Origin of the sequence: Roseisolibacter sp. H3M3-2 (genome assembly GCF_029211165.1) — a bacterium.
GTDB lineage: Bacteria > Gemmatimonadota > Gemmatimonadetes > Gemmatimonadales > Gemmatimonadaceae > Roseisolibacter.
Window position 1 is genome coordinate 1 of record NZ_JARGEK010000317.1, and the last position, 5741, is coordinate 5741.

Here is a 5741-nt window from a genome sequence, read left to right on the forward strand (position 1 = left end):
CCCCCGCCGCCGCCGCCCCGGGCACCCCCGCGCCCGGCGCGCCCGGCACCGGGGCGCCGGGTACGGGCGCCCCGGGCGCCGCCAACCCCGCGGCGCTGGCCGGGATGCTCGCCGCCGCCGGCGGCGCGCCGGGGGAGCCGAGCCCGCGGCCGTACCCGATGGTGGTCACCCCGGGGGCGCGGAGCGCGCGCGGCCTCCTGACGACGCACCAGCTGCGCGGCCGCCTCCTGTTCGAGATCCCGGCGGCGCAGCTCGGGAAGGACATGCTCGTCGTGCGCTCGCTGCGCGGGTCGCAGCAGCCGATCGGCGGCATCCCCGGCACCACGCTCGCCGGCAGCCGCCTCGTGCGGTGGGAGCGGCGCGACAACCGCGTCCTGCTGCGCGGCGCCAACTACCAGAACGTCGTCGGCGACACGAGCAACGCCATCGCGCGCGCGCTCGACATCGTCGCCTACGCGCCGATCATCGCCGCCTTCAACGTCGAGGCGTACGGCCGCGACTCGGCCCCAGTGATCGACGTGTCGCGCCTGTTCCTGGGCGGCGTCCCCGACCTGATCGTCGGCGGCCCCGCCGGCGCCCCCGACCCGACGCGCTCGTTCGTCGAGCGCGTGGCGACCTTCGAGCGGAACGTCGAGGTCGAGGCGTCGCAGACGTTCGCGTCGCTCCCCGTCGCGCCGGCGAACCCGCTGGCGGCGCTGCTCGGCCCGACCGCGCCGCGCGGCACCGAGGTGTACCACTTCTCGCTGGTGCGCCTCCCCGACGCGCCCATGCGCCCGCGGCTGTACGACGACCGCGTCGGCTACTTCAACACGACGCAGGCCGACTTCGGGACGCGCGAGCAGCGCGTGGCGCGCCGCGTGTTCGCCAACCGCTGGCGCCTGGAGTGCTCCGACGCCCGCGAGGGCGCGCTGTGCCTGCCGCGGAGGCCGATCACGTACTACGTCGACCCGGCCACGCCGGCGTGGCTGGTGCCGTGGGTGAAGCGCGGGATCGAGGAGTGGCAGCCGGCGTTCGCCGAGGCGGGCTTCGCGCGCGGGATCGTCGCCCGCGAGGTGCCGCGCGACTCCATCGGGATCCTGCAGGGGGAGGACGCGAGCGTCTCGATGGTCCGCTGGCTCCCCAGCGCCAGCGAGAACGCCGTCGGCCCGAGCACGGTCGACCCGCGCAGCGGCGAGATCCTCGACGCCGACGTGCAGATGTACCACAACATCATGAACGTGCTGCGCGGCATCTACGTGGCGCAGGTCGGCCACCTCGACCCGCGCGCGCAGAAGCTGCCGCTCCCCGACTCGCTGATGGGGCGCCTGGTGCAGAACGTGGTCGCCCACGAGGTCGGGCACACGCTCGCGCTGCGCCACAACATGAAGGGAAGCTCGATGTACCCGCTCGACTCGGTGCGCTCCAAGGCGTGGACGGCGCGCATGGGGCACAGCCCGAGCATCATGGACTACGCGCGCTTCAACTACGTCGCGCAGCCGGAGGACGGGCACTCGCTGGAGTCGCTGGTCCCGAAGGTCGGCCCGTACGACCGGTTCGCGATCCGCTGGGCCTACGCGCCGCTGACCGAGGCCGCCTCGTCGGAGGCCGAGCGCGCGACGCTCGAGCGGTGGGTGCGGATGCAGGACACGATCCCGTGGCTGCGCTACGCCGGCGACGAGGGGATCGCGGGCGCCGACCCGGGCGAGGCCAACGAGGCGGTGGGCGACGCCGACGCCATCGGCGCGACGACGCTCGGGCTGCGCAACATCCGCCGCGTCGCCAGGCTGGTCGAGGGCGCGTCCACGGCGACGCCGGGCGAGACGTACGCCGACCTGCGCGAGATGTACGGCTACGTGGTGAACCAGTGGGCCACGGAGCTGGGCCACGTGGCGCGCATCCCGGGCGGGCTGGCGAAGCAGGAGAAGGTCGTCGGCCAGCCGGGCGCGGTGTACACCCCGGTGCCGGCGGCGCGCCAGCGCGCGGCGGTCGCGTTCCTGAACGCCAACGCGTTCCGCACGCCGGACTACCTGCTCGACCCGTCGATCCTGCGGAAGATCGAGGCCGCGGGCTCGATCGACCGCATCGGGAGCGCGCAGCGGCGCGTGCTGAACGTGCTGCTCGACAACACGCGCCTGCAGCGCATGATCGAGAACGAGGCGCTGGCCGGCGGCGCGCCGGCGTACGCGCTCGGCGACATGCTGGCCGACCTGCGCCGCGGCGTGTGGAGCGAGACGGCGAGCGGCGCCGCGATCGACCCGTACCGCCGCCGCCTGCAGCGCACCTACCTCGAGCTGCTCGGCGCCAAGATCAACCCGCCCGCCGCCGCCACGCCGGCCGGCATCCCGCCGCAGCTCGCCGCCCTCCTCACGCCCCCCACCGCCAACGACGCCCGCGCCCTGCTGCGCGGCGAGCTGGTGGACCTCGACCGGCAGCTCGCCGGCGCGGTCGGGCGCACCGGCGACCGGACGTCGCGGCTGCACCTGATGGACGCGCGGGCGCAGATCGGGAGAATCCTCAACCCCGAGCGCTGAGCGTCGAGCGTCGAGCGTCGAGCGGACTCCGCGTAGCGCGGTCCGCGTCGTCGCGAACCACCGTCCGCGCGGTACCGCTGGAGCGCCGAGCGCCGGGCGCCGAGAGAGAAGATCTCCTCGGCGCCCGGCGCTCGGCGCTCGGCGTGTTCGGCCACGGGGTCTCCTGCTCGGCGAGGCGCCGTCCTCCCGCGAGGAGCCCCCTCGACGCTCGACGCTCGACGCTACTCCGCCTTCAGCTCCTGCTTCACCTCCGCCAGGATCCCCGCCCGCACGCCGCGCTTCTTCAGCCCCTCGATGACGGTCTCGCGGGTCTGCTCGGCGGCCTTCCCGTCCCCGCCCTCCTCCAGCGCCTGCGCGTAGCGCGCGCCGTAGTCGGCGAAGTCGATGTGGCCGAGGACGCGCGCCGCCTCGGCGGGCTTGGCGGCGAGGGCGTCGTGCAGGAGCCCCGTCGCCTCCTCGTACGCCGGGTCGAGGCCGCGGAACTCGAGGCGCGCCTCGCCGGGGGCGTCGTCGGTCGCCCGCAGCTCGCGGAAGGTCTGCGCGCGCGGGAGCGCCAGCGCCACGCGGGCGTGCGTCGCCACCGGGTGCTTCGGGAAGCGCTCGACCGCCTCCTGCAGCACCGCGTTCGCCGTCACCAGCGCGCGCGTCCCGTCGAACGCCAGCGCGCGCCCGACGTCGGGGAGGAAGAGGTCCTGCGCGAACGCCTCCTCCTCGTAGCCGCGCGGCGGCAGCACGCGCAGCGCCAGCGGGTTGCTGACCACGTCCTCGTCGGCCAGGTGGAGCGCCGCCTGCACGACGTAGCGCCCGGGCTCCGACACGTAGAACCCCGCCCGCCCCGCCGACAGGTAGAGCGACGCGTACATCGACTCGCCCGGCGTCAGCACCCGCTTGCGGGCGTGCCAGCACGCCGTGGCGTGCGGCGAGAACACCTTCGCCTGCCCCCCCTCGCGGCGGATCGCGATCGTGAACGCGTCGCTCGTCTCCAGCAGGTGCTCGTCCACCAGCTGCGGCTCGTCGGTGGCGTTGGTGACCTTCAGCTCCACCACCACCTGGTCGAGGAACTGGTGCGTGGCGGCGTGGCTCTTGGGCTGGTCGGCCTGGTTCGAGCGCAGCTCCAGCGTGAGCGCCGGCGTGTCGCTCTTCCGCACCTGCTCGAAGCCGTGGTCGGCGAACCAGCTCGCGTTCCCGTGCTGCACGAACCGCTCGGGCGCGTGGCGCATGAACAGCAGCTCGGCGTCGCTGAAGCGGTACTCGAAGCTGCCGAAGAAGGCCGACTGCCCGCCGGTCACGTTGTACGGGTAGTTCATGAAGCTGCGCGCCTGCGGGTCGTTGGCCAGCGGCACCCAGCTGTTCCCCCACTCGGGCGGGTGCACCTTCTGCCACGAGTGCGCGAGGTTGAACGTGTGCCCCAGCTCGTGCACCGCGGTCCAGAAGCGCATGCGCGCCACCCACGCCGCGGGCGCGGCGTCGCCGGCCGGCGCCTGGGCGATGAACGAGTTGCTGAACACCGCCGTCCCCTGGCGGTGGTTGGGGCCGATGTCGTCGAACATCACCCCGCCCAGGCTCGTCCCCTCCGCCGACAGCGACGCGAACAGCGTCCACACCGCCCACTGCGGCCGGTCGGCGAAGCGCGACCAGAAGCGCTGCATCGCGTCGTGCATCTCGGCGTCGTTCCACTTCTGGTCGGCGCCGGCGTTGACGATCGGGATCGGCGAGTCGCCGGAGCGCGTCACGTTGAACCCCGCGCGCTGGAACACCTTCTCGATCGTCAGCGACTCGCTGGCGAGCGACGACGGGCGGCGCGGGTGCGCGTGCGTCTGGATCCCGGTCACCGCGGTCGCGCCGGCGACGGTGTCGTACTCCAGCTCGCACGGGCGGAAGTACGCCGACGCCCACTTGTACTTGCGCGTGCGCACCGCCGAGCCGCCGCCGCTGAACACCACCGTCACCGAGCGCGAGGTCGGGAACGGGCTGCGCACCGCGGTGACCTTCACCTGCGTGTACGGGAGCGCCGACGCGGTCCCGCTCTTGTACCAGATCGGCCCCGTCCAGCTGCCGTCGGCCTGGCGGGTGAGGCGCGCGATCCAGTGGATGCGCTCGGTCAGCAGCTGGAAGATCGTCCCGCTGACCGTCATCTGGGGGTAGCGCCCGTCGACGTCGAGGCGCAGCGTCTCGCGCAGGATCACGAGCGCCGCCTCGGGCGGCTCGGCCATCGCCGCGTCCTCCTCCTCCACGCGGCCGACCGGCGGCGCGGGGGCGGGCGCGGGCGTCGGGACGACGGGCGCCTGCGTGAACTCGTACAGCCCGCTCGCGTTGTAGAGGATCGGCGGCAGCTGCGGCACCACGGGGCGCGACGCCGCCTGCGGGTCGCCCGACGCGTCGGCGGCGACCGCCGCGGCGTACGCCGCGTACGCCGCGGCGTCCACGTCGGGGGGCGCCTCGACCGCCTCGCGCGCCGACGCGGCCGGCTCGGGGGGCATGTGGTAGTCGTCGAACTCGGGGCGGCGGGCGCGGGTGGACCGGCCTCGGGAGGCGGACATCGAACGCTCCTTCTGCGTGGGGGACGTGGCCCGATGCGGCGGGCTCAGACGTAGCCGAACCCCTCGGCGGTGGCGACCACCGATAGCGCGCCGCCCGCGTCGACCGACACGCCGACCCACGGGGTGCGCGCCGGCTCCACGGTGAGCGCGCGCGCGACGCCGCGGTCGGGCACCGCGACCTGCAGCGCCAGCGGGCCGGCGGGGACCTCGAGCTCGCGCGCCAGCGCGAGGCCGAGTTGCGGACGCGTGCGCACCCCCTCCTCGTCGAGCAGCACGCGGTCGCCGACGCGCACGACGACGCGCTCGCCGACGAACCCGTCGCGCAGGTGCAGGTGGAGCGTGGGCATGGCACCTCGCGGGGCGGACGCGCGCGGAGCCGGGGGCGGGGCGCGCGGCGTCGCACGCGGTCGGCTCGCCCGAGTGTTGCGGGCGCGTCACGCTACGACGCATGATGGGGCGCGCCTAGACGGGCAGAGTGCCGTCTTTCCCCGGGATTCTGAGCGTGCTCGTCCTTGTCGTCCACGACGCCGCCCTGCGCGGCCTCGCCGCCCGCGCGTCGGCGGAGCTGCCCGGCGCCCCCCCGGTGCTCGCCGGCGACGCCGGCTGCGCGCTGGCGGCCGACGCGCTGCTGGAGCACGACTTCGCCCCCGACCCCGCGGCGTCGGCGCGCTGGCTCGCCGCCGCCGCCGCC

4 protein-coding genes are annotated in these 5741 nt (G+C 75.1%); 2 read left to right on the forward strand and 2 right to left on the reverse strand.

The genetic code is table 11. The features are described 5' to 3' along the window. A partial coding sequence (locus PYV61_RS19885) for a zinc-dependent metalloprotease (RefSeq protein ID WP_275834883.1) occupies positions 1-2510 on the forward strand: 2510 nt, incomplete at its 5' end. Between the two features lie 221 nt (positions 2511-2731). Here the strand turns inward: PYV61_RS19885 and PYV61_RS19890 are convergent. Further along, positions 2732-5050: a hypothetical protein gene (locus PYV61_RS19890; protein ID WP_275834884.1), complete on the reverse strand. Its 2319-nt coding sequence runs from the start codon at positions 5048-5050 to the stop codon at positions 2732-2734. Positions 5051-5094: 44 nt separating this feature from the next. Beyond that, the gene (locus PYV61_RS19895; RefSeq protein WP_275834886.1) at positions 5095-5397 is read right to left on the reverse strand and encodes a hypothetical protein; all 303 of its coding nucleotides are present in this window, start codon (positions 5395-5397) and stop codon (positions 5095-5097) included. Positions 5398-5552: 155 nt separating this feature from the next. On the opposite strand from PYV61_RS19895, the gene PYV61_RS19900 reads away from it, so the two are divergent. Next, positions 5553-5741 (forward strand): hypothetical protein (locus PYV61_RS19900; RefSeq protein WP_275834888.1); only part of this gene is annotated, 189 nt, incomplete at its 3' end.